The 21345-nt window shown below is 58.4% G+C and carries 27 protein-coding genes and 1 pseudogene; 18 read left to right on the plus strand and 10 right to left on the minus strand.

Going from position 1 to position 21345, the window contains the following annotated elements; translation table 11 throughout:
• The first annotated feature begins 59 nt into the window (after positions 1-59).
• The 3 genes from ACTJJW_RS03420 (at position 60) to ACTJJW_RS03430 (ending at position 3053) form a co-directional block, all read left to right on the plus strand.
• Positions 60-431: an ArsR/SmtB family transcription factor gene (locus ACTJJW_RS03420; RefSeq protein ID WP_462642691.1), complete on the plus strand. Its 372-nt coding sequence runs from the start codon at positions 60-62 to the stop codon at positions 429-431.
• Positions 431-1690, plus strand: coding sequence for an MFS transporter (locus ACTJJW_RS03425; protein ID WP_462642692.1), 1260 nt, complete (start codon positions 431-433; stop codon positions 1688-1690). The genes ACTJJW_RS03420 and ACTJJW_RS03425 overlap by 1 nt, the downstream gene beginning before the upstream one ends.
• A gap of 70 nt (positions 1691-1760) precedes the next feature.
• Entirely contained in the window at positions 1761-3053 is a 1293-nt protein-coding gene (locus ACTJJW_RS03430; protein WP_462642693.1) for an APC family permease, read from the plus strand.
• Positions 3054-3122: 69 nt separating this feature from the next.
• On the opposite strand, the gene ACTJJW_RS03435 is transcribed toward ACTJJW_RS03430, so the two are convergent.
• A complete protein-coding gene (locus ACTJJW_RS03435) occupies positions 3123-3521 on the minus strand; it encodes a heavy metal-responsive transcriptional regulator (RefSeq protein ID WP_462642694.1) in 399 nt (132 codons plus the stop codon).
• A 56-nt stretch (positions 3522-3577) separates the two neighbouring features.
• On the opposite strand from ACTJJW_RS03435, the gene ACTJJW_RS03440 reads away from it, so the two are divergent.
• The 4 genes from ACTJJW_RS03440 to ACTJJW_RS03455 all read left to right on the plus strand — a co-directional run bounded on the left by ACTJJW_RS03440 (position 3578) and on the right by ACTJJW_RS03455 (position 6852).
• On the plus strand, positions 3578-3877 hold the full coding sequence (locus ACTJJW_RS03440; RefSeq protein ID WP_462642696.1) for a thioredoxin family protein: 300 nt from the start codon (positions 3578-3580) through the stop codon (positions 3875-3877).
• Positions 3878-3941: 64 nt separating this feature from the next.
• On the plus strand, positions 3942-5294 hold the full coding sequence (locus ACTJJW_RS03445; RefSeq protein WP_462642697.1) for a dihydrolipoyl dehydrogenase family protein: 1353 nt from the start codon (positions 3942-3944) through the stop codon (positions 5292-5294).
• A gap of 197 nt (positions 5295-5491) precedes the next feature.
• Entirely contained in the window at positions 5492-6184 is a 693-nt protein-coding gene (locus ACTJJW_RS03450; RefSeq protein WP_462642699.1) for a DUF3105 domain-containing protein, read from the plus strand.
• Positions 6181-6852: a DUF305 domain-containing protein gene (locus tag ACTJJW_RS03455; protein ID WP_462642700.1), complete on the plus strand. Its 672-nt coding sequence runs from the start codon at positions 6181-6183 to the stop codon at positions 6850-6852. Before ACTJJW_RS03450 ends, ACTJJW_RS03455 begins: the two co-directional genes overlap by 4 nt.
• 109 nt (positions 6853-6961) lie before the next feature.
• Here ACTJJW_RS03455 and ACTJJW_RS03460 read toward each other — a convergent pair whose 3' ends face one another.
• The 4 genes from ACTJJW_RS03460 to ACTJJW_RS03475 are packed head-to-tail and all read right to left on the minus strand — an operon-like array spanning position 6962 to position 9571.
• Complete coding sequence (locus ACTJJW_RS03460; protein WP_462642702.1) at positions 6962-7834, minus strand: 5-oxoprolinase subunit C family protein; 873 nt, start codon at positions 7832-7834, stop codon at positions 6962-6964.
• The gene (locus ACTJJW_RS03465) at positions 7831-8460 is read right to left on the minus strand and encodes a 5-oxoprolinase subunit B family protein (RefSeq protein ID WP_462642703.1); all 630 of its coding nucleotides are present in this window, start codon (positions 8458-8460) and stop codon (positions 7831-7833) included. The genes ACTJJW_RS03460 and ACTJJW_RS03465 overlap by 4 nt, the downstream gene beginning before the upstream one ends.
• Positions 8457-9224 (minus strand): LamB/YcsF family protein, encoded by a 768-nt coding sequence (locus ACTJJW_RS03470; RefSeq protein WP_462642704.1) that lies wholly within the window; start codon positions 9222-9224, stop codon positions 8457-8459. The genes ACTJJW_RS03465 and ACTJJW_RS03470 overlap by 4 nt, the downstream gene beginning before the upstream one ends.
• A gap of 5 nt (positions 9225-9229) precedes the next feature.
• Positions 9230-9571: a DUF7882 family protein gene (locus ACTJJW_RS03475; protein ID WP_462642705.1), complete on the minus strand. Its 342-nt coding sequence runs from the start codon at positions 9569-9571 to the stop codon at positions 9230-9232.
• A 98-nt stretch (positions 9572-9669) separates the two neighbouring features.
• On the opposite strand from ACTJJW_RS03475, the gene ACTJJW_RS03480 reads away from it, so the two are divergent.
• The 4 genes and pseudogenes from ACTJJW_RS03480 to ACTJJW_RS03495 form a co-directional block, all read left to right on the plus strand.
• Positions 9670-10002 carry a DUF7882 family protein gene (locus tag ACTJJW_RS03480; RefSeq protein WP_462642706.1) on the plus strand — a complete coding sequence of 111 codons (333 nt, stop codon included), beginning with the start codon at positions 9670-9672 and terminating at the stop codon, positions 10000-10002.
• 248 nt (positions 10003-10250) lie between these two features.
• A complete protein-coding gene (locus ACTJJW_RS03485) occupies positions 10251-10421 on the plus strand; it encodes a hypothetical protein (RefSeq protein WP_462642707.1) in 171 nt (56 codons plus the stop codon).
• An 83-nt stretch (positions 10422-10504) separates the two neighbouring features.
• Entirely contained in the window at positions 10505-10765 is a 261-nt protein-coding gene (locus ACTJJW_RS03490) for a hypothetical protein (RefSeq protein WP_462642708.1), read from the plus strand.
• Positions 10766-10866: 101 nt separating this feature from the next.
• Positions 10867-11070, plus strand: a pseudogene (locus ACTJJW_RS03495) (hypothetical protein); the annotation flags it as partial.
• 11 nt (positions 11071-11081) lie between these two features.
• Here ACTJJW_RS03495 and ACTJJW_RS03500 read toward each other — a convergent pair.
• Positions 11082-11486, minus strand: a complete 405-nt coding sequence (locus ACTJJW_RS03500) for a VOC family protein (RefSeq protein WP_462642709.1) — start codon at positions 11484-11486, stop codon at positions 11082-11084.
• 158 nt (positions 11487-11644) lie between these two features.
• Here ACTJJW_RS03500 and ACTJJW_RS03505 point away from each other — a divergent pair, with 158 nt between their 5' ends.
• The 3 genes from ACTJJW_RS03505 (at position 11645) to ACTJJW_RS03515 (ending at position 12937) form a co-directional block, all read left to right on the plus strand.
• Positions 11645-12001 (plus strand): DUF805 domain-containing protein, encoded by a 357-nt coding sequence (locus tag ACTJJW_RS03505; protein WP_462642711.1) that lies wholly within the window; start codon positions 11645-11647, stop codon positions 11999-12001.
• Between the two features lie 268 nt (positions 12002-12269).
• Complete coding sequence (locus ACTJJW_RS03510; RefSeq protein ID WP_462642712.1) at positions 12270-12461, plus strand: hypothetical protein; 192 nt, start codon at positions 12270-12272, stop codon at positions 12459-12461.
• A gap of 71 nt (positions 12462-12532) precedes the next feature.
• Positions 12533-12937: a YchJ family protein gene (locus ACTJJW_RS03515; protein WP_462642713.1), complete on the plus strand. Its 405-nt coding sequence runs from the start codon at positions 12533-12535 to the stop codon at positions 12935-12937.
• Between the two features lie 65 nt (positions 12938-13002).
• Here ACTJJW_RS03515 and trpD read toward each other — a convergent pair whose 3' ends face one another.
• Positions 13003-14058, minus strand: a complete 1056-nt coding sequence (trpD, locus tag ACTJJW_RS03520) for an anthranilate phosphoribosyltransferase (RefSeq protein WP_462642715.1) — start codon at positions 14056-14058, stop codon at positions 13003-13005.
• Between the two features lie 77 nt (positions 14059-14135).
• Between trpD and ctaE the strand changes: the two genes are divergently transcribed.
• From ctaE to qcrB, 4 genes are read left to right on the plus strand one after another with little or no spacing between them, the layout of a single operon-like run.
• Positions 14136-14771: an aa3-type cytochrome oxidase subunit III gene (gene ctaE, locus ACTJJW_RS03525; protein ID WP_462642716.1), complete on the plus strand. Its 636-nt coding sequence runs from the start codon at positions 14136-14138 to the stop codon at positions 14769-14771.
• A 17-nt stretch (positions 14772-14788) separates the two neighbouring features.
• The gene (gene qcrC, locus ACTJJW_RS03530; protein WP_462642891.1) at positions 14789-15598 is read left to right on the plus strand and encodes a cytochrome bc1 complex diheme cytochrome c subunit; all 810 of its coding nucleotides are present in this window, start codon (positions 14789-14791) and stop codon (positions 15596-15598) included.
• Positions 15599-15637: 39 nt separating this feature from the next.
• Positions 15638-16714: a cytochrome bc1 complex Rieske iron-sulfur subunit gene (gene qcrA, locus ACTJJW_RS03535; protein WP_462642717.1), complete on the plus strand. Its 1077-nt coding sequence runs from the start codon at positions 15638-15640 to the stop codon at positions 16712-16714.
• Complete coding sequence (qcrB, locus tag ACTJJW_RS03540; protein WP_462642719.1) at positions 16711-18327, plus strand: cytochrome bc1 complex cytochrome b subunit; 1617 nt, start codon at positions 16711-16713, stop codon at positions 18325-18327. The genes qcrA and qcrB overlap by 4 nt, the downstream gene beginning before the upstream one ends.
• A 477-nt stretch (positions 18328-18804) precedes the next feature.
• Here qcrB and ACTJJW_RS03545 read toward each other — a convergent pair whose 3' ends face one another.
• Genes ACTJJW_RS03545 through ctaD form a run of 3 tightly spaced genes read right to left on the minus strand, consistent with a single transcriptional unit; the run spans position 18805 to position 21340 of the window.
• Positions 18805-19266 carry a GNAT family N-acetyltransferase gene (locus tag ACTJJW_RS03545; protein ID WP_462642720.1) on the minus strand — a complete coding sequence of 154 codons (462 nt, stop codon included), beginning with the start codon at positions 19264-19266 and terminating at the stop codon, positions 18805-18807.
• The gene (locus ACTJJW_RS03550; RefSeq protein WP_462642721.1) at positions 19235-19657 is read right to left on the minus strand and encodes a cytochrome c oxidase subunit 4; all 423 of its coding nucleotides are present in this window, start codon (positions 19655-19657) and stop codon (positions 19235-19237) included. Before ACTJJW_RS03550 ends, ACTJJW_RS03545 begins: the two co-directional genes overlap by 32 nt.
• Positions 19658-19660: 3 nt before the next feature.
• On the minus strand, positions 19661-21340 hold the full coding sequence (ctaD, locus tag ACTJJW_RS03555) for an aa3-type cytochrome oxidase subunit I (RefSeq protein ID WP_462642722.1): 1680 nt from the start codon (positions 21338-21340) through the stop codon (positions 19661-19663).
• Positions 21341-21345 lie beyond the last annotated feature (5 nt).

A 21345-nucleotide genomic window follows, 5' to 3' on the forward strand; every position in this document is an offset into this window, starting at 1 on the left:
CAGAGACGAGCAACACGCAGCGCGATCCGCTTTCCTACATCATATGCAATAATCTGCGTATGAATGCAGATTACAGCAGAGCTCCTGACACAGAACACGTTTCCGTGGAGCTCGCAGTTGAAGTGTTTTCAATGCTTGCCGACGCCACACGAGTGCGAATTATTCTCGCTTTACGCGACGCGGAGCTGTCCGTGAACAGCTTGGCCCAGATCGTTGACAAGTCGCCGGCATCCGTTTCACAGCACTTAGCGAAACTTCGATTGGCGCGCATCGTGCTCACCCGCAACGAAGGCACACGGATCTTCTACCGACTTGCCAATGAGCACGCTAGCCAACTGGTGACTGAAGCCATGTTCCAGGCCGAGCACTCATTGAGCATCGATCCGGCACACCACCGCGCCGCACATCCTGCAACTCCGGATGCTTCCTGATGCTGCAGGTGCTGCGAAACCCCACCTACGCAAAGCTTTTCTCAGCGCAGGTGATTGCACTGCTGGGAACGGGCCTTCTCACTGTCGCGCTCGGCCTACTCGCATTTGACCTTGCCGGCGCGGCGGCAGGATTGGTGCTCGGTACGGCACTAACCATCAAGATGGCCGCCTATGTGGGAGTCGCCCCGCTCATCGCTGCGGCTGTGGACCGGCTGCCAAAGAAGAGTGTGCTGATCGGCGCGGATCTAGTGCGGTTAGCGATAGCGCTCATGTTGCCGCTGGTCTCAGAGATCTGGCAGATCTATCTGCTCGTGTTCGTTCTGCAGTCTGCTTCAGCGACCTTCACCCCGGCGTTCCAGTCGCTCATTCCCTCGGTCTTGCCCGAGTCGCGAGACTATACGCGGGCACTATCGCTTTCTCGGCTTGCCTACGATCTCGAGTCACTGTTGAGCCCAATGATCGCGGCGGTGTTGCTCACGGTGGTGAGCTACAGCAATCTGTTCGTCGGCACAGCACTGGGGTTCACCTCATCCGCCATTCTCGTACTCGCTTCGCGGCTTCCGGGTAGCGTCACCGGACCAACAACTACGACATTCTGGCAGCGACTCCCCCTCGGCGTCATGATCTTCGCCCGCACGAAAACCCTTCAGTTCCTGCTGCTCACCAACGTGGTCGTTGCCGCCGGCACTGCGCTGGTGCTGGTCAATTCGGTCGTGTACGCCCGAAGCGTGTTTGGCCTCGACGACGCAGCGCTCGCTATCACTCTTGCCAGCTACGGGGCTGGCTCGCTGATGGTTGCGTTCAATGTTCCCTGGCTCGTGGAGCGGTTCGGGGTTATCCGCACCATGGTGGCCGGAATGGGGCTCATCGTCGTAGGGCTCATTGCCGCAGTGATCGTGACCGCATCAGCAACCACCTCTTTGGCTGGGTGGGGCTGGCTTTTGGCTACGTGGACGCTGCTCGGCATGGGCACATCACTGGTGAGCACCCCCTCGGCACGATTGCTCGCCGACGCCTCAACACCAGCGGACCGGAACCTGGTCTACACAGCGCAGTTCGCGCTCTCGCACGCGTGCTTCCTCATCACTTATCCAATAGCGGGATGGATCGGGGCGATCGACCTCACCGTCGCGGCCATCGTGCTCCTCGTTGTTGCCGTAGCCGCTGCTGTTTTCGCGACCGGCTTTTCAATCAGGCAAGGATTGCGCACCAGAAACGATCAGCCAGTTCCGGCTTCGACTGAGATCGACGCCAGGTGAGCTTCTTAATTTTCCTTTACGATCGTCACACCATCTCGACGGAGCACAATATGAACGGAAGGCCGGACGTATGCCTAATCGCACAGATAAAATCTCGCTGACGGGGTCTATCTCCTTAGGAACTGGCGTAATGATCGGCGCGGGAATCTTTGCACTCGTCGGTCAAGTCGCCGAATTTGCTGGCGATTTTTTCCCGATCGCCTTCCTCCTAGGTGCGATTGTCGCCGCAGTCAGCTCGTACTCTTACGTCCGGTACTCCAGCGTGAATCCTTCGTCCGGTGGCATTGCCATGCTGCTGAAAGATGCCTATGGCCCTGGTGTGGCCGCCGGGTCGTTCTCACTGTTCATGTTCGTGTCCATGGTGGTCGCCGAGAGCCTTCTGGCGCGAACGTTCGGCACCTACCTACTACGGCCATTCGGCCTGCAGGACTCGGTGATTCTCGTTCCTGTGCTGGGTGTTGCCGCGATCGTCACTGCCGCTATCGTGAACTTCGTCGGCAACACGCTCGTCGAACGTTCAGCGACAACCACTGCAGTAGTGAAGATCCTCGGCATCGCCGTACTCGCCATCGCGGGGCTGATCGGTGTCGCCGCCGGCGGCGATGGACTCTTTTCGAAGTCATCCGGCGACTCCGTCGACCTCGTCGGACTCTTGGCAGGCACCACGCTGTGCGTGCTCGCATATAAAGGTTTCACCACCATCACCAATCAGGGTGATGACATTCGCGACCCGAAGCGCAATATTGCGCGCTCAATCCTCATCTCGCTCGCGATCTGCACGGTTCTCTACCTCCTGATCACGGTGTCCGTGAATTCGAGCATCGGCGCGAGTGGCGCAGTAGATGCCCGTAACTATGCGCTAGCTCAGGCTGCAGAACCGTTCTTCGGCGCATGGGGTGTTGGAATCACCGTCGCGATCGCCGTGGTCGCCACCCTTTCTGGTTTGCTCGCCAGCCTCTACTCTGTGTCACGGCTTTATGCGATGCTGCAGAAAATGCGGCAGGCTCCCTCGCTACCGAAGACGGTCCCCCATCAGCCGATGATCATCACCGCAGGTCTCGCCATCCTCGTGACGGTATTCCTCGATCTCAGCCAGATCGCATCGATGGGGGCGTTCCTCTATCTGTCCATGGACATGGCAGTGCAATGGGGCGTCATCCGCCACCTTCGGTCGAAGATCGAGGCCAACATCTGGATCCCGATTCTGACCATCGTGCTTGATCTCGCGATCCTGATCCCGTTCACCATTCTCAAGGTTCAGAGCGACCTTTTCACCGTGATCGTTGCGGCCGTCGTAGCCGCCGCCATAGTCGCTGCGCAGATCGTCACGATCCGTACACAACGGCGCGCAAAAATGGTGTAGCCAACGCCACAGCTGCAGGGATTCTCTTCACGAACCACACACGCCCACCCAGGCGACGTTCACTCCTGGCTACAAGGGAGCGATGATGTGACAACCTTCGGCGTCAGTGCAGCTAGCAGGATCGAGCCGATCGCTTCGACTGATGAGTCCTTCCAGTTCTGTCTCGAGCGCCGCCAGCTCGACCTGTCGCCTCCGAACATCGTGCAACTTATCGGCGAGCAACACGCTGACATGAGCACACGGGGCTATGCCTTCACCGCGCAGTCCGAGCACCGTCGAAATTTCGAGCAGAGTTAGCCCGGCTCCTTGCCCGCTCCGGATAAACCCAAGCCGGGAGAGCACGGCGGGGTCGTAGGCGCGGTAACCATTTGAATCACGCTGAGGTTGAGGAAGCAAACCCTTGCGCTCGTAAAAACGAATGGTCTGAGTGGGCACCCTGGCGACGGACGCGACTTCTCCTATACGCATACTTTGATAGTAGCCCCTTGACCTTGCACCATGGATTAAGGTTTAGTGTCGCAGTTATGGAAATCACTCTGCTCTACTTCGAAGGATGCCCCAACTGGAAGATCGCCGATGAGCGATTGAAGCTGCTGGCAATCGAGCGCCCTGAAATCACAGTGACTCACCAGTTGGTTGAGACACCTGAACATGCAGTAAAGGTTGGCTTCTTCGGCTCTCCCAGCCTGCAAGTGAAAGGTATCGATATATTCGCGGAGGACGGCGCACAAGTAGGCCTCGCTTGCCGGAGATACCCCACTCCTAACGGTTATGAAGGCGCGCCTACGGTCGATCAGTTGCGTATTGCGCTCGCGAAAGCGTGATCTTCCGCGGCTCAGCACGGCGCATTCCTATCCACTTATTGACTATTTCGAAGGACAATGGCTCATGAGCAAATCGTACGACTTGATCGTTATCGGCGCGGGCATGGCGGGCATCGCAGCCGCTAACAAGTGCGTATCAGCGGGGTGGCGGGTCGCCATCGTCGACTCACTCCCGTACGGAGGCACCTGCGCATTGCGAGGGTGTGACCCGAAGAAAATCCTGCGCCGAGGTGCCGAGATCGTCGATAGTGCTCGCCTCCTGCGCGGCAAGGGCATCAACGAAGCTGGACTGGCAATCAATTGGCCTGACTTGATGAAACACAAACACGGCTTCACTGACCCCGTCCCTCAGCGAATGGAGGACAACCTTGAGCACAACGGAGTCGACACACTCCACGGCCACGCTGGTTTCACCGGGCCCAACGAAATCGATATCGAGGGCACCGGCTACAGGGCTGACCGTTTCCTGATCGCGACGGGAGCGCGCCCACGCCCCCTCGGCTTCTCCGGACACGAAAGCGTTATCGACAGCACAGACTTCCTAGACCTCAATACCCTTCCGGCGCGGGTTCTCTTCATCGGTGGCGGCTTCGTTTCCTTCGAGTTCGCCCACATCGTTGCTCGAGCTGGTAGCAGCGCGGTCATCGTTGATCGCGGACCGCGCCCGCTTAAAAACTTTGACGCGGATCTCGTCGAACTTCTCATCGACCGCGGTCGCGAGGTCGGCATCGACCTTAAGCGAAGCGCGGAGATCACATCGGTTGAGCGGACCGAACGAGGCTACGTAGTCACCCTCGAACGTGACGGCGCCTTCGAGACCATTGAGACCGACCTCGTTGTGCACGGCGCTGGACGCGTCGCTGACCTCGCCTCGCTAGACCTCGACGCTGCCGGCGTGGAGTGGAGCGACCGCGGAGTCACGGTCAGTGGCCATCTTCAGAGCACCACTAACCCCGCCGTCTGGGCCGCCGGTGATTCAGCAGACACTGCCGGAATGCCACTGACTCCAGTAGCAGTGTCAGAGGCGAAGGTCGCTGCATCCAACATGATCAAAGGCACGACCGCTATTCCGGACTACACCGGAATCCCGACCGCCGTCTTTACGATCCCCGAACTCGCGCGCGTTGGCCTATCAGAAGCTGAGGCGAAAGCACAGGGAATCGACCTAAAGGTCCGCTATTCCGACACAAGCAGCTGGTACTCCAATTACCGTATCGGCGAGAATACGGCCGCCGCCAAAATTCTCATCGACCGCTCGAATGACCAAGTTGTCGGTGCCCATCTTCTCGGGCCTGAGTATGGCGAGCTCATCAACACTTTCGGGCTTGCTATCAAGCTCGGGCTCACTACTCGCCAACTCAAGTCGGCAACGGCCGCCTACCCTACGGTCGGATCCGACCTCGGTTCCATGCTGTAGGAACATAGCTTCAGCACAACCTGCAATCCGCTACGTGCGACCTTGGGCTACGGGTGCGTGCGGCGTCATGGGAGAGCCTGAGGCGAAGCGAAAGGACCATTGGACGTCTGTCTCCTACGTTCCTCACAAACTGGGTGGACTAATCTTCATAGATACAGCTTTCCCCTGCCCGCTACACCGATGACAGGACCACCACAGTGCAACCCCGCAACTCACAATCACCGCTGATTCCGCCCGCCGCCCGCAAAGAGCTCACCGTGAAGCAGCAGCGCACTGAGCGACGGGCAGTGAAGGTCGCTGCCCTCAAAAAGAAGCAGGCCGCTGAAAAGCGGAACCGGGTTATCGGCATCGTGACCGGCAGCGTCGCCGCTGTCGGTGTGCTTGCACTGGTCATCACTATGGTCGTCACGAACGGCACCCCAAAAGTAAGCCCGGATGCCATAGACATCACCGGATTGCAGAACTACCCGGATGTCGTCGCAGGACATGTCGAGGGCGCGGTCGACTACGCGCAGACCCCTCCCGCCGGCGGCGAGCACGCAGCTGCGTGGCTCAACTGTGGCGTCTACACCGAACCTGTCCCCAACGAGAACGCCGTCCACTCGCAGGAGCACGGCGCCGTTTGGGTCACCTACAACCCGGATCAAGTGACGGGCGACGACCTGAATACGCTCCAGGATTCTGTGCCTGCGACCTTTTCGGTGCTCTCCCCCCAGCCTGACCTGCAGTCCCCCGTCGTTATCTCAGCCTGGGCCAATCAGGTTGAGCTGGACGGCGTTGATGACCCGCGGCTACAGGACTTCGTCGACAAATTCTGGCAGGCCGGCGACGCGCCTGAGGCAGGTGCCTTGTGCTCAGGCGGGGTTGACGCCCCGGGGCGTATCGCTTGAGCGAACCTACAGTCGCCCCATTAGGGCGGCCACTAGCGCGATTAATCGCGGTAGTGCTTGCTGGCGTCCTGTTGTTGATCGTCGGCATCTTTCTTGGGCGACTGATGTTCCCGCCTGCCCCAACAACGCCCTCGACGACAAGTGCAGAAGCCGGCTTCGCCCGCGACATGCAGGCTCACCACCAGCAGGCGGTAGAAATGGCCATGATTATCCGTGAGAACAGCGGAAATGAGGCCATCCGCACACTCGCCTACGACATCGCCACCTCGCAGGCGCAACAGTCGGGCCAAATGTACGGCTGGTTGACGATGTGGGAATTACCGCAGGCTCCGGCCGAACCACCGATGACCTGGATGATGCAGCCGGCGCTCGACGGCACCCCTAGTGACATGGATTCTACGTTCACGTCGGACGCGACGATGCTCGGATTCGCCACATGGGAACAGATCGAGGCGCTCAAGGCCAGCGGGACTAGCGGGGCTAACGCCGACAAGATGTTTCTCGAATTCATGATCAAGCACCACTCCGGCGGGGTAGAGATGGGCCAAGCACTACTCGAGCGTTCGACCAACGAGGTAGTGACATCCCTTGCGGAAAAAATCGTGCGCACGCAACAGAGCGAGATGACGTATATGAATGAGCTTCTCGCGATGGTCGATGGGCGATGATGGCCAAGCGAGCGCCAAACGCTGCGGCAGTGCGTTCCCCTGCTCTCGTGCGCCCCTAGAACCCCTTACTCTTCCTAGGTAGAGTTCCCACGATCAGGTGAGCCAGCAATCAACTGCGACCGGTCGCGAGTCGAAACCGGATGCCCTGCCCCGGGCGCAACTGAGCCAGAGCGTCGAGCGAGTCATCCGTGATCACTGCGATAACAGGGTAACCGCCCGTCACAGGATGGTCTACAGCAAGAATTGTCGGCGCACCGTCTGGCGACACCTGAATGGCGCCGGGCAGCATGCCTTCGCTGGGCAGTTCGCGCCGCTCTGTGCGTTCCAGTGCGAGGCCTTCGAGGCGGATGCCGGAGCGATCTGAGCGGGCCGATACCTGCCACTCGTGGTCAAACAGTCGCTCCCAAGCCTCCGGCGCGAACCAACTACGACGCGGTCCAGGTCGCACCTCAAGCGTCAGAGCGCTGTCCGAGGGTGCATCGAACGGAACAACGTCAACGGGCGGAACGGGGCCGTGGGGTTCTACTCCCACCAAGAGAACGTCTCCTTCGGCAAGCGGTGCGGGTCCAAGCTGTGCGAGCGTGTCACGTGAGCGCGAGCCAAGCACGAGCGGTGCCTCGATTCCCCCGCGCACCGCCAGGTAGTAACGGATGCCGTGAGTTGCAGTCCCGAATGAGAGGGTCTTCCCTGGGTCAACAAGAGTCGCGCTGTTGTGCGAAACCGAGTGTCCGTCGGTAGTCACAATTCCCCGCGCACCCGTAACGGCTACCCATATCGCTTCTTCAGCTCGCAGCTCGACTGCACCTACAAGAATTTCGAGCCCGGCAGCATCCGGTTCATTGCCAACAAGCCGATTGGCCAGTGCTAGTGCGGCGCGGTCCATAGCGCCAGACGCACCAACGCCTAGATGCGCCAGACCAGGGCGCCCGAGATCTTGCACGAGCGTGAGTGGGCCGGGATGGGCAACGAGCAGCTGGCTCATCGTGCTTCCACCTCAAAGCGCACGGTCATTCCTGGGGTAATCGCCGCAGGAACGTCGCGAGATTCGTCCCATAATGTCACCGCTGTTGTCCCAATGATCTGCCAACCACCTGGTGAGCTGCGGGGATAGATTCCGGCGAACTCCCCCGCCAAACCAACGGAACCTGCCGGTACCATTGGCCGAGAAGTTTCTCGCCGGGGTATATCGAACTCGGCATCCGTGCTTGTGAGGTAAGCAAAGCCGGGTACGAACCCAATGAACGCGCACTGCCAGTGCGCCTGTGAGTGCCGCGACACAAGCTCATCGACGCTGATGCCCAGCAGTAGTGCTGTTGAGTCGAGATCCGGGCCGTCGTACCGCACGGGAATGGGGACACTCGGAGCGCCAGCGTCGGCCACGTCGTCAATGTTAATTGTGCGCGAATAGGTATCAGTGAGCCACTGCTCGGCGGCGCGCAGCGAGAGTCTGGCGGGATCCACTCGGACGAGCACGGTGGATGCTGCCGGAATGAGTTCGAGGATCCCCGCTGTTCGTGCCGCATCGAAGGCACAAAACGCATGAATAGTCTGTTCGAGGGTGGTGAACTCGGCTAGGAGTGCTCGGTCGCCGAACGCGAGAATTTTCATACGAAGGCTCGAATCTCTAGGCCCGCGTTTTCAAGCAGTTTCCGCACTGTCGCCGCCATCGTGGTGGCGCCCGCGGCATCACCGTGTACGCAAAAGGAGTCGAGTTCGACAGGCAAGAGGCTGCCGTCGATCGCCAACACCTGGCCCTCGACCGCCATCCGAACCGCCCGCTCCCCCACCATGATCGGATCGGTAATAACTGCGCCGTCCATGGAGCGTGGCGCCAGTGTCCCGTCCGGCAGGTATGCGCGGTCGACGAACGCTTCACGAAAGAATTGCACACCGTGACGATCCGCGGCTCGATGGATCGCTGTACCGACGAGCCCCAACAAGGGAAGATTTGCCTCTTTCGCTGCGCGTGCCACAGCATCCGCCTGCACATCGTCGATGGCGATGCGGTTGTAGAGTGCGCCGTGCGGCTTCAGATAGCGCACGCGAGCGTCCGCAGCACTGGCCGCGATGGTGAGCGAGTCGATCTGCTCCAGAATGTCGCTAACGAGAGTCGCGGAGTCGACCTCCCTCTCGCGCCTTCCGAAGCCCGCACGATCGCGGTACGACGGATGCACCCCAAGACTCACCCCGTGCCGAACTGCGAGTCGAGCGCTAACGAGCATGCTTCCTGGAGATCCCGCATGGAATCCGGCAGCTACGTTCGCACTAGTAATGAGGCCGAACATTCCGGCATCATCGGGGGTAGCGGCATCCGGAGTTTCCTCGTCGAGGTCCCACTCACCGAGGTCGCTGTTCAGGTCGATAGCGCTCACAGTTCTTAACCAGTCGACAGGGTGGGCGGGTGATCTCGCACGTATGCCGTAGCCTCTTGTTCGTCCAAAACGACCATTCCGCGATCGCTCATCGCTGTCATTGCGAGAGCTTTCAGCCATACTCGGTTCAGGTCTTCTGGGTGCGGCGTCTTAAATTGGAACTGCACAGGGATAGACGGTGACAGCCACACAGTGACTCTGCCGGATCCTTCTGATGCAGGTTTCACCCAACTCAAGTAGAAGGACTCTTGACGACGCAACTTCACTCCTGCCGCTACTTTCACATGAGCCAGGGTTCGATCGGTGAACTCGTACTTTGCGCCAGCACCGTACACGAATTGTCCCATCTTCATATACTGCGCCATGGTGTCCGGTAAAGCGACAGAAAACGTCGCGCTGGTCTTGTTCTGTTGCGAAACAACTTCCTGTGTCGCAAGCTGAGACGGTGGGTGAACTCATTTACGGCAGTGGAACTAGATACGATCTTGAAGACCGCACGTTGGCGCACATCAAAGCCATCACCGGGGCAAGACTGCGTCGGCGGGAATCGTTCTACCTCAGTTGGGTTTCTCCAAACGATCCTGAGACCGGACGGGTAAGCGTCTGGCTATCACCGTCAATCCCTCTGCAATTCCACTTCTTCGGCAACACTCCCCCAAAGATCAACCCTGTCTGGATAAGGGCGCTAGAGCTGAACGCCGCCGGGGACCGAGGAGTGGTCGTTATGACCGAGATTGAAGCAGCAAACTACATCCGTCAAGTTCCCCCTCTGGACTAGTTCGACGGCTCGACTGACAGCAGCCTTTACCCGCCGCGGATAACCGCGTCGGCTGAACGGCACGGAGGCAAAAAGGCATGAGTTTCCTCCTTCCCGCATCGAATGTCAACCCCTTGTCGTGTGCGATGTCTCTGGCGAAACTATCTCTGCCACAGCACCTCAACAATCAAATGAGAAGGGGAAATCTAATGAGCAATAAGGATGAGATCCACAACACCGCCGAGAATCTGAAAGATTAGGTCCACACCATGAATCTTCTACTCATTATTGTCGTTATCGTTGCGATTGTTCTCGCCATCACCGGTGGACTCGTCCAGTCCTTGAACTTCTTGCTCTGGGTTGGATTAGTCCTCGCCGCCATCGCCATTATTGCCTGGCTGATCCGCAGGGTAGCCGGCGGCACAAGATCCGGCGTGTAGTCACGTCTGATTGAGAGGGTACGCCTACCGTCCCGTAGGTGTGCCCCTCTCTTATTTCACGCGGGAGAATAATGAAGAACACAATGACGACCATGATCGACCTCAACGTGTTGCTGGCTGAAGTCGAGAAAAGCAAACGAAATGACGGGACCATCGACGAGAACAGCGTGCTCAAGTTGACCTTGGAATGGAAACTCGATATCGATCAGATAAAGGCGAGCAGCGCACCTGACCCAATCGACGATCCTTCTGATGACGCCGGAGCTACAGCACCAAACAATGAGCCCCATGGCGGAAGGTCCGACGACTGGCGAGCTACCGTCGCTCAATTTCCGGATGACTGATGCGCTACCCGGCTGCGCGCGCGATCGCTGTGCCGATCGGCACCGAATGGTAGAAATACTCTGCGGGCGCGAAAACGTCCTCGCGACATCAGAACTGCAGTGAACGCCAGCGCCTCAAGCTCGCGACCCAAATGGCCGATAAGGGCGACGTTGATGTTCTGGGTGAACCCACCACTGGCCTGCACTTGGCCGACGTCGAGCGGCTCCTCGGCCTGCTCGATCGCCTCGTCAACTCCGGAAAATCTGTGATCGTCGTCGAACACCACCAGGCAGTCATCGCCCATGCCGACTGGATCATCGACCTCTGGGCGAGGGATTACCAGCGATAAATTCGAGGGATGATTTTGTGTCGCGTGATCTGATCTGGTCCCGGATACATGATCATGATCGGCACGTGGTCAGGGCCAGGACCTTCTACCGCGTCGAACCCATCAAGATGTTGTCGGCGTACCTGGGTTGATTCTCGTCTAAGCACCTCCTCGCATCGCTGCAGATCTTCCATGCTGTCGGCACTCCAGATGAGGTACTGAATTCCGACTGAGCCAAGCGCGTGGCTCGTTTGAGAGCCCTTTCCACGGAGATACAGCTCATAATTTTCAGGCCCGACGAGCAGCGCTGCCGAACCATCGCGAACGGAGACAGTGACTTGGAGGAGATCACAGTAAAACGCCACGGATCTATCGAGATCGGAAACAAACATGACTGCGGATGAGAGACGCACAACTGCTCCTCGGCGAACGATTTCAGAGTCTCGCCGGTTAGCGCGCTCAACTGGACAGTCTCCGAGACAGCCAGTTCGTCGTCCTGTGCCAATGATAGGCTCCCCCGCTCTGGAGTAGGGGCTTCACTTGGCTCAAGGCAAACCAACCGGGAGTTACCGTGACGTTCTTCGAATCCATCTCGACCGTATTCCGCAAGTATGCGGACTTCAACGGAGTCGCGAGCAGGCCAGAGTACTGGTGGTTCGTGCTCTTTTCGTTTATCACCACCGCGATCTTCGGATCGCTCAACCTGACCTCGGCCGAGGGAACACTCGCCCTTGGCACAAGCCTCAGCACCGCTTGGTCACTCGCACTGCTGCTCCCCCAGCTCGCGGTCACCGTACGGCGCCTGCGCGATACAGGTCGTAACTGGACAAACATCTTCTGGATCCTCGTTCCTGTCGCCGGCATCATCGTTCTCATCATCTTTTTGACCCAGCCGAGTATTCCCCACCACGTCACAGATAATCCATAACCAATCCATAGACTTCTCCGAAACCACCACACCAACCACCGAAGCGACAGCGACGGACAGTACCGCTACTACTCCACAACCACCTTCCCCTACTTCCTCGGCTGCTACCACGGTGAAGTAACAGATGACGCCATCAACGGCAACAACGCGGCTGTCCCCAGCGGTGGTGCGGGCGGCCGACATCCTACAAAACCAGTCGTACGAATGCGGCGTGATGTACACGTGGCTCGCCGTCTGAGGAGAAAGCACTGCCCCACCGGACACCGTCATGGCCTGGATGGGCATGGAGATGCCTGCTGCTGAGATGACCGGTCTCGCAACCGATGAGCAAATGAGTTTGCCCGGTACGACTACCGGAATTGCTCAGGGACGTCTTTTTCTCACCCTCATGCGTGCCCACCACGTTGGTGGTGTACATGGCCGCCAGCGCAAGCGAGAACGCAGCCACGAGCATGGTTAGAGCCACCGTGGCACACGCGCATCTCCCCCGCTCAGCAACACTGGCCATTCTCAAGTGGCTAATCTGGGAGGATGCACGCGTGCCCCTGCCATTCTGGAGAAAACTACGACGACTGTTGCGGGCGTTTCCATCGCGGCGATGCACTCGCCCCCACTGCGAAACGGCTCATGCGCTCGCGGTACAGCGCCTATGTGCTCGGCGGGACCGCCTATCTGCTGAAGACGTGGCATCCGTCAACGCGCCCGCGAACGCTCGAACATGACCTGGATGTGCGCTGGTACCGACTCGACATCGTCGCGAGCACCGGCGGTAGCATGCTCGACACTCGAGGGACTGTCGAATTTCGTGCTCATTATCGGCATGATGGCATCGCTGACCAACAACACGAAAACAGCAGCTTCGTTCGCGAGAATGGCGCGTGGCTGTACGCCAACGCGGTTGAAGCGCTAGAGCTGCCCGCCACGGCTGAGAACTGAGAAGAAACAGTGGATTACATCCACTCAATCGACTAGGGCACCACCAGTACGCACGAATCGGTCGGCTAGCGGTTGGTCGCTGCGACCCATTCGTCGAGTTTTGCACTCGCACGCCCAGAATCGACGAGATCTTCCGCACGATCAAGTTGCTCACGCAATCGCGCCAAGAGCGGGCGCTGACTCTGTTCGGAATCTTGCGCGAGGTTGAACGACGCTAGTCCTGCCGCGGCGTTGAGCAGCACAACGTCTCGCGCAGGCGACTTTTCGCCAGCGAGCACCGAACGAATTACTTGCGCATTGTGCTCAGGGTCCTTGCCTAGCAGCGCTTCAATCGGTGCGCGCGGGATGCCGAGCTCAAGCGGATCAAGGTCGTGTTCTGTCACAAAACCTCGAGACACCTCCCAGACGTGACTGTGACCGGTGGTGGTGAGTTTGTCGATGCCGTCATCGCCGCGATACACAAGCGCCGTGGCACCACGCGTTTGGAAGACGCCGACAAGCAGGCTGACACGTTCACGGCTTCCCACGCCGACCGCGGAAGCCTGAGGCCGTGCCGGATTACACAGTGGGCCCAGAATGTTGAAAAGAGTAGGTATCGCTAGTTCGCGCCGGGTTGGGCCGGCGTGCGCGAAGCCAGGGTGAAAGAGCGCTGCGTATACAAACGTGATGCCCACTTCGCCCAGCACCTCTGCGACCCGCTCAGGTGTGAGATCGAGATTCAATCCCAAAGCACTGAGAACATCGGATGCTCCGCTCTTGCTGCTCGCCGCACGGTTGCCGTGCTTGATCACCGGCACATCGCCAGCAGCCGCAATGATCGACGCCACTGAGGAAATATTCAGCACAGCACCATAGGGGTCTCCCCCGGTGCCCACGATGTCCAGAGCCATCGGATCTACCGGCAACGGCAGAGCGCTGGCGAGTGCCGCATCCCGAAATCCAACTATTTCATCAACCGTTTCGCCTTTAATGCGGAGGGCGATGAGCATGGCGGCAAGCTGCGCAGGCGTCGCTTCCCCATTCATCACGGATTTCATTGCCCATTCGGCCTGGCTGATCGACAAATCGTTGCCCGAGACGAGAGAACTAAGGATTTCGGGCCAAGTTGGGGTAGATGCCATAACTGAAATACTAACGATGCTGGGCGACTGGCCGGAGATTGAAAAACGAACCCCGAGATATCCGCCATAATAGATAGGTGACCACAGCTGCCCTCAATCGCTCGCTCGGAGCCCAGTCTGTCCAACGACCGAACACTGTTGCGGTCGGTACCATCGTCTGGCTCGGAAGTGAGGTGATGTTCTTCGCTGGCCTCTTCGCCATTTATTTCACTCTGAGGTCCACTTCGCCTGGGTTGTGGGCTGAGCAGACCGAGAAGCTCAACGTGCCGTTTGCCACTACGATCACGATCATCCTCGTGCTCTCGTCTGTGACCTGCCAGTTTGGTGTGTTTGCTGCAGAGCGGATGCAAGTACACCGCACTGGCAAGCTCTTCGATATGAGGAAGTGGGGCATGACCGAGTGGTTCTTCCTCACCTACGCCATGGGCGCTGTATTCGTTACCGGTCAGGTCTTCGAGTACGCAACACTTGTCTCTGAGTACGTCAGTCTCTCGAGCGACGCGTACGGTTCAGTGTTCTACCTCACTACCGGATTCCACGGTCTCCACGTTGCGGGCGGGCTCATCGCCTTCCTGCTCGTGCTTGGGCGTGGATTCGCGGTCAAAACCTTCGGCCACAAAGAAGCAACAACCGCGATCGTTGTTTCTTACTACTGGCACTTCGTCGACGTGGTCTGGATTGGCCTCTTCCTCATCATCTATGTGCTCAAATGAGAAACGGACAAAAAGCAATGGCCACATCGGCAGCACGCGCGTCTCGCAGGTCACGGCCTGTCGGTCGACGCCATCCTCTTGCGACCGTAGCTCTGTTGCTCGTCGGTCTCGTGGGTACAGGTGGCGCTTACGCGCTCTTCACCTCTAGCGCGACGGCAGAGACCAACGCATCCGCCGAGGCACTGGTTGAAGAGGGCGGGAAGCTCTTCGTAGCGAACTGTGCTACGTGTCACGGGCTCAACCTTCAAGGAACCACCCAGGGGCCGACGTTGATCGGTGTCGGTGCAGCTGCTACCGATTTCCAGGTCGGAACCGGCCGTATGCCACTAGCTGTCACTGGTCCGCAGGCAGAAAAGAAGCCTGTTCAGTTCACCGAAGAGCAGATTCAAGCGCTTGCAGTATTTGTCGCTTCGAAGGGTCCCGGCCCCGCTATCCCGGCGGACATGTACCTCACGGGTGAGGGCGATGTCTCAAACGGAGCCCAGCTTTTCGTTAACAACTGTGCAATGTGCCACAACGTTGCCGGTGCCGGTGGAGCGCTCACCGAAGGCAAATATGCTCCGCCGCTTGCCGACATAGCCCCCAAGTACGCATACGAAGCTATGCTCACGGGCCCGCAGAACATGCCGGTGTTCAACGACACCAACCTCACGCCTGAAGAGAAGGCCGACATCATCACGTACCTCAAGTACTTGGATGAGACGCCGTCAGTCGGTGGATTTACCCTCGGGTCTCTCGGCCCCGTTTCGGAGGGACTGTTCATCTGGATTTTCGGACTCGGCGGGATCGTGGCAATCACGGTCTGGCTCACGGCTAAGTCAAACTAGTTAGCGGCCGCTACACAGCGGACGGTTGAAGGGATAAGAATGGCAGACGACCACGGCGATACCGCCCGCAGCATGGCTGCGGGTAAGGACGTCGCGCAGCACAGCGCTCCTGCACACGATGCAGGCACCGCTGTCGTCGCAACCGATGAAGTACCCAACCCTGGGTTCCCTCCGTACCGCCCACGCGTGACGGATCTCGATCCTCGGGTTGATCGGCAGCAGGAGCGCCACGTTTCAGCGTTCTTCTTCGTTTCCATCATCGGAAGTGTGCTCGCTGTAGCCGCCTACATTGCATTTCCCATCGAGCCCGGAAATATGCAGTCGGTTCGCAACAACACCCTTTTTCTCGGCCTCGGAATCACGTTGGGACTGCTCAGCATCGGAATCGGTGCAGTGCATTGGTCAAAGTCGCTTATGGAAGGTCACGACCTCGTTGAGCAGCGCCACAGCACCCGCAGCACCGATGAGAGCCGAGCGAAGGCCATCGAGGTATTCACACTCGGCAACAAGGAGTCCGGCTTCGGCCGACGCACAATGCTTCGCAACACTCTCATCGGTGCGCTCGTCGTCACGCCTCTTCCTGCTATCGCCCTTTTCCGCGACCTAGCTCCAGAAGAAGACCCGGTAAAACTTCTCAAACACACGTTTTGGGAGACTGGCATGCGCCTCGCGCGCGATCCTAGCGGCACCCCCATCAAGGCTTCCGACGTCACACTTGGCTCGGCGTTCCAAGTCATCCCCGAGGGAATCAATGACGCTGAACACCGCATTGAGGAAAAGGCGAAGGCTGCCGTGCTTCTTGTGCGGCTCAAGCCGGAAGATATGGAAGTCTCTGAAGGCCGCGAAGGCTGGAGCTATGACGGAATTGTCGCCTACTCCAAGATTTGCACGCACGTCGGATGCCCGGTCGCTCTCTACGAGCAGCAGACCCACCACCTGCTGTGCCCCTGCCATCAGTCGCAATTCGACATCACGCGCGAAGCCGCAGTGATCTTCGGACCAGCAGCACGTCCACTTCCACAATTGCCAATCGCGGTCGACGCTGAGGGCTACCTCATTGCACAGAGCGACTTCGAGGAGCCCGTCGGACCAAGCTTCTGGGAGCGCCAGTTATGACAACCACACCCACCCAGGACGTACAGTCGAAGTCGCGCGGACAGCGTTTCACCTCAGCTGCAGCGAACTACATTGACGAGCGCACCAGCATCTCTGGCCTCGTCAAAGAGGTAGGTCGTAAGATCTTCCCTGACCACTGGTCATTTATGCTCGGCGAGGTCGCCCTCTACAGCTTTATCGTGATCCTGCTGTCGGGAACGTTCCTGACGTTCTTCTTCGAAGCATCCATGGTCGAGGTCGAGTACGACGGCTCCTACGCGCCGCTGAAGGGCATCGAGATGTCTGTCGCTATGGCATCGACTCTCGATATCTCCTTCGACATTCGCGGTGGTCTCCTGATGCGTCAGGTGCACCACTGGGCTGCGCTGCTCTTCGTGGCAGCGATCGGCTTGCACATGCTTCGCGTGTACTTCACCGGTGCGTTCCGCAAACCACGTGAAATCAACTGGCTCATCGGCTTCGTTTTGTTCATCCTCGCGATGGCCGAAGGGTTCACCGGATACTCACTGCCGGATGATCTGCTCTCGGGTAACGGTCTACGGATCATTGACGGCATGGTCAAGGGAATCCCGGTTATCGGAACATGGATCTCCTATCTGCTCTTCGGCGGAGAATTCCCCGGCGTCGATATCATCAGCCGCCTGTACATCCTGCACATCATGCTCTTGCCCGCAATCATCATTGCGGCAATCGGCGTGCACATGCTGCTGCTCGTGATCAACAAGCACACACAGTTCGCTGGCCCCGGCCGCACCAACAACAATGTCGTCGGTTCACCTGTTATGCCTGGCTTTGCGGCGAAGGCTGGTGGATTCTTCTTCATCGTCTTCGGTGTGATCACGTTGATCGCATCGACATTCTCGGTCAACCCGGTCTGGGTTTACGGACCCTACGACCCCTCCCCCGTATCTGCGGGTACTCAGCCAGACTGGTACATCGGATTCGCCGACGGTGCGCTTCGACTTGTTCCGTCGGGGTGGGAGACCGAGTGGTTCGGGTACACGTGGTCGTTCAACATCATCGCACCGCTGGTGATCCTGGGACTCTTCATCGCCATCGTGGCGTTCTACCCCTTCATTGAGGCGTGGGTCACTGGCGACAAGCGTGAGCACCACATCGCTGACCGTCCTCGCAACGCTCCGACTCGTACCGCGATCGGCGCAGCGGGTGTCACGTTCTACGCAGTCCTCTGGGCCGCGGCAAGCTCGGACCTGATAGCGACGCACTTCAAGCTGACTATTGAGGGAGTCATCCTCTCCTCCCAGGCACTGCTCATCTTCGGACCGATCATTGCGTACTTCCTCACGAAGCGCGTATGCCTGGGTCTGCAGAAGAAGGATCGCGAGATCGCACTCCACGGTTACGAGTCGGGACGAATCGTGCGCATGCCGCACGGTGAGTACATTGAAGTTCATGAACAGCTCGATGAGTACGAGCGTTGGAAGCTCGTCAACTTCACCGACTACAAGCCGCTCATGATCCGCCCGAACGCTGACGGAAAAATCACGACTGGCCAGCGCCTTCGTGCATCCGCCTCACGGTGGTTCTTCGAAGACCGCATCGCGCCCGTATCTCAGCGCGAGATCGAACAATCAAAGGACGAGCACCACTAACTCTCCCCCGAATAAACGCTTGTGGGCCTTCACGGATACTCTCCGCCAAGGCCCACAGCCGTTTAAGGATGTCGAGCCTGGCCGGATAGGAGCAAGCAGCAAACCAGTATCTGCTTCGCTGTCAACAAGGCAGAGGAGCGGCAGCCGACCGTTTAACATGCCCCAGCGAAAGTACGCTTGGGGATGGCCGCAATGGGACACCAAAAACCAACGTCGGCAAACTGTGCAAAGACTCGGTATCACCCACCAAACCCTGTACCGGCAAGTCTCGCCGGTAGAAAAGATTCGACCGGACGGTTCGAAAACTACTCCCGGGACATTGAGCCTTAGAAATAACCATCTTCTTGGGTCAGCGGCCTTTCTTAGCAGGGTGTTGGCAACTTATGCACAGCGACCACGGCAGAAAGACAAGGCCGCGCGCGCCGCAACGCAGGACCCTGCGCGCGACTACCCAGCTGAAGGCTGGGAGCTCAGCTTCTAGTCGAAGACGCGTTTGAGGAAGTCGGCCGTCGAACGGTAGCCGATTCGTTCGAAAAAGTCGGCAGAGCCTCGGCTAGGAACCGTGAGCTGTCGAACGCCGCGCTCCAAACACACTGCTTCGACTGCCTCAACAAGGCGCGTGCCAATGCCCGAGCTCTGAACTGAGCCGTCCACGACGAGTTCTTGCAGTTGTGCTGAACTTCCATTGGTATGGAGCAAGTGCGCGATCGTCGCGAAAGCGTAGCCGACAACGCCAGTATCGGGCTGCTCAGCGACCAATATGAGCGTGGTGGCCTGATCGTCTACGGCATGCGAAAAACTGGCGTCATAGGCCGCACGGTCTGGTGCGTACTCGGTGCCGAGCTGCTTGAGGAGCTCGAATACCGGGCCCGCATCAGCAGCGGTCGCAGAACGTATCCGCACAGTCTCAGCGTGCGAAGTATCCGCGGTAGTACTCATACGTCCACCCTACGAGGCTAACGATAAGAATTCCGCCACCAATGAACGCGATCCATGGTCCAATCGCAACGCCGAGGAACACGAGCGAAACGGATGCGGCGAGCACGATGGGCCACCAGCTCCATGGGCTGAAGTGTCCCTGCTCCGCATCACCGTCTTCAATGTTCGCATCGAGGCGGTCCTCTGCGAGCTCACCACCCTGCGCGTCATGGACTTTGCCAAGGTAGAAGGCGATCAGTGCCCACAGCAGTCCGCTGAGGAGCAGTGTGATCGTTCCTACCCATTCAATACGCTGATGCGCCTGGTCAATGAGCGACCAGCCTGTGTAGAGAGCCGCAAGAACGACAAAGAAGACGGTCAGAATCCAATAAAGCTTGACGTTAGCCTTCATGAGCTATTTCACCTTCTCGTCTGCGAGATCGTATACGGGTGCATCCGGAGCATCTTTGCCCGGGCCGATGCCGACAGGGATTCCAGCTTCAGGGTGATTCAAATCGAACGCCGGCGACTCTGAACGAATTCGTGGAATCGACGTGAAGTTGTGGCGCGGTGGCGGGCAACTGGTAGCCCACTCGAGCGAACGCCCATAACCCCACGGGTCATCGACCGTGACGCGAGGTGCCTTGCGTGCAGTGATGTACACGTTGTAGAGGAAGGGGATCATCGATACAGCGAGGAGAAAAGCTCCGACTGTCGAGACCTGGTTCATCCACGTCACACCATCCTCTTCGAGGTAGGTGCGGTAACGGCGAGGAAGCCCAACGACTCCAATCCAGTGCTGGATAAGGAAGGTCGTATGGAAACCGATGAACAGCAACCAAAAGTGGATCTTTCCGAGTCGCTCATTGAGCATTTTTCCTGTCCACTTGGGCCACCAGAAGTAGAATCCACTGAACATTGCGAAGACGACGGTACCGAACACTACGTAGTGGAAGTGTGCGACGACAAAGTAGGTATCGGACACAACAAAGTCGAGCGGTGGGCTAGCGAGGATAACACCGGTAAGTCCACCGAAGGTAAACGTAACGAGGAACCCGATTGCCCACAACATAGGGGTCTCAAAGGTAATTGAACCGCGCCACATTGTGCCGATCCAGTTGAATATCTTCACCCCTGTCGGCACCGCGATGAGCATTGTCATGAGGGAGAAGAACGGTAGCAATACCGAACCCGTGACATACATGTGGTGAGCCCAGACCGTAACGGAAAGCGCAGCAATAGAGATTGTCGCGTAGATCAGAGTCGAGTAGCCGAAAATCGGCTTGCGGCTGAATACCGGGAACACCTCCGAGACGATTCCGAAGAATGGGAGCGCAATGATGTACACCTCGGGATGACCAAAGAACCAGAATAGGTGCTGCCATAGCAGCACTCCACCGTTGGCAGGGTCGTATATGTGTGCGCCGGCAACTCGATCTGCTCCAAGACCGAAGAGTGCTGCCGCCAAAACGGGGAACGCCATCAGTATGAGGAGCGAAGTAACGAGCGTGTTCCACGTGAAAATCGGCATACGGAACATCGTCATACCCGGTGCACGCATCGTGATGATGGTAGTGATGAAGTTCACAGCACCAAGAATGGTTCCGAAGCCACTCATTGTGAGACCGAAGACCCACAGGTTTCCGCCGATTCCCGGTGAGAACGTGGTGCTCGAAAGCGGGGCGTAGGCAAACCAACCGAAGGATGCCGCACCCTGCGGAGTAAGGAATCCAGCGACAGCGATCAGCGAACCAAAGCTGTAGAGCCAGTAGGCGAAAGCGTTGAGTCGCGGGAACGCAACATCTGGCGCGCCGATCTGGAGGGGCATGAGCACGTTCGCGAAACCAGCAAAGAGTGGCGTCGCAAACATCAGCAGCATGATTGTGCCGTGCATGGTGAACAACTGGTTGTACTGCTCACCAGTTGCAACAACCGCCAGGCCTGGCTCAAAGAGCTGCACTCGGATGACGAGCGCCATCACCCCGCCGAGGAGGAAGTAGAAGAAGGAGGTGATCAGGTACATATACCCGATAGTTTTGTGGTCAGTCGAGGTGATCCAGTTCACCAAGACGTTGCCCTTATGTTCGACGCTCATGAGCC

The organism is Rhodoglobus galactosidasius (genome assembly GCF_054957775.1).